At 75.9% G+C, this 1,526-nt stretch carries 2 protein-coding genes; both read left to right on the forward strand.

Annotation, left to right across the window (positions count from 1 at the left end; all coding sequences use genetic code 11):
* Nucleotides 1-221 precede the first annotated feature (221 nt).
* Nucleotides 222-758 carry an HNH endonuclease gene (locus ACOV8S_RS19975; protein ID WP_448319154.1) on the forward strand — a complete coding sequence of 179 codons (537 nt, stop codon included), beginning with the start codon at nucleotides 222-224 and terminating at the stop codon, nucleotides 756-758.
* Between the two features lie 163 nt (nucleotides 759-921).
* A partial coding sequence (locus tag ACOV8S_RS19980; protein ID WP_448319155.1) for a 4-alpha-glucanotransferase occupies nucleotides 922-1,526 on the forward strand: 605 nt, incomplete at its 3' end.

The following is a 1,526-nucleotide window of genomic DNA, read 5'->3' on the forward strand; positions in this document are numbered from 1 at the left end:
CAACAGGGTGGCCGCCCGCGGAGTGGTCCTGACCACAGCGGGACACCACCGGACCCGCCCGGCGCCGGGCGGGTCCGGTGGTGTCCCGCTGTGGTCAGGACCACTCCGCGGGCGGCCACCCTGTTGTTGCCACGTGGTGGCGCCGCGACCAGGGCAGAGGGGAAACTGACTGCAGATCGTCCCGGCGCGAGCCACGCGCCGCCGGCGTACAAGGAGGCACCGTGCCGCACGTCCTGGTCCTCAACGCGTCGTACGAGCCGCTCGGCGTCGTACCGCTCCGCCGCGCGCTCGTCCTCGTCCTCGAGAACAAGGCAGTCTGCCTCGAGGAGTCCGGCGCCCACCTGCACAGCGCGACCCTCTCCCTGCCGGCTCCCAGCGTGGTCCGGCTCAAGCGTTTCGTCCGCGTCCCCTACCGGGGGCCGGTGCCTCTCACCCGGCGGGCGCTGTTCGCCCGGGACGGCGGCCGCTGCATGTACTGCGGCGGCGTCGCCACCAGCGTCGACCACGTGATCCCCCGCAGCCGCGGCGGGCAGCACGTCTGGGACAACGTGGTGGCCTCCTGCCGTCGCTGCAACCACACCAAGGCCGACCGCCACCTCGTGGAACTGGGCTGGAGACTGCGCCACAAACCCGCCCCGCCCACCGGTCTGGCCTGGCGCATCATCGGCACCGGCCACCGGGACCCGCGCTGGCTGCCGTACCTGCGGCCCTACGGCGCGGACGAGGCCTTGGCCCGGATCGACGGAGTGTCCGCCTGACACCTGACACCGATCCGGGCCTTCGCGCATTCAGCAGCCCCCGCCGCCCGCGGCCGTGCCCCGGCCGCCGCGGAGGGCACCCGTTCGGGGGAGGGCATGTCTGGTCCGGCGTCCGGTGGGTAGCCACTTGTGCGGGCGTGCTCGACCTCGACGAGGAGGAACCGTGGCCGGACCGGTACCAGGAGAGCCGCTGGCGCGGCTCGCGGAGTCGTACGGGGTGGCCACCGAGTACCGGCCGTCGCCGGACCGCACGGTGGCCGTGCCCGCGGAGGCGGTGGCCGCGGCGCTCGCCGCGCTGGGCGTGGACACCACCGACCCCGAGGCCGCCCTGGCGGCCAGGGAACGCGAGCTGGCGGAGCGGCTGCTGCCGCCCACCGTGGTGCTCCGCCCCGGGCGGGCGCCCGAGCTGCCCGAGGGCGCCGACGTCCGCGTGGCCACCGAGGACGGGGAGTCCCGCACCGGTCCCGCCGCGCTCGAGGACCTGCCGTACGGCGTCCACCGGCTCGCCGTCACCGCCCCCGACGGCCGCACCGGCGAGGCCCACCTGATCGTCGCCCCCGACCGGGCGCCCGGCGTGGAGGGACGGCACCGCGGACTGCTGGTCCAGCTGTACTCGCTGCTCTCGCACCGCTCCTGGGGCATGGGCGACCTGGGCGACCTCGCCGACCTGGCCGCCTGGGCGGGGCGCGCCCTGGACGTCGGGTTCGTGCAGCTCAACCCGCTGCACGCGAGCGTGCCCGGGCCGCCCGTGGACCCCTCCCCGTACCG

It is taken from the genome of Streptomyces sp. CO7, from assembly GCF_053474865.1.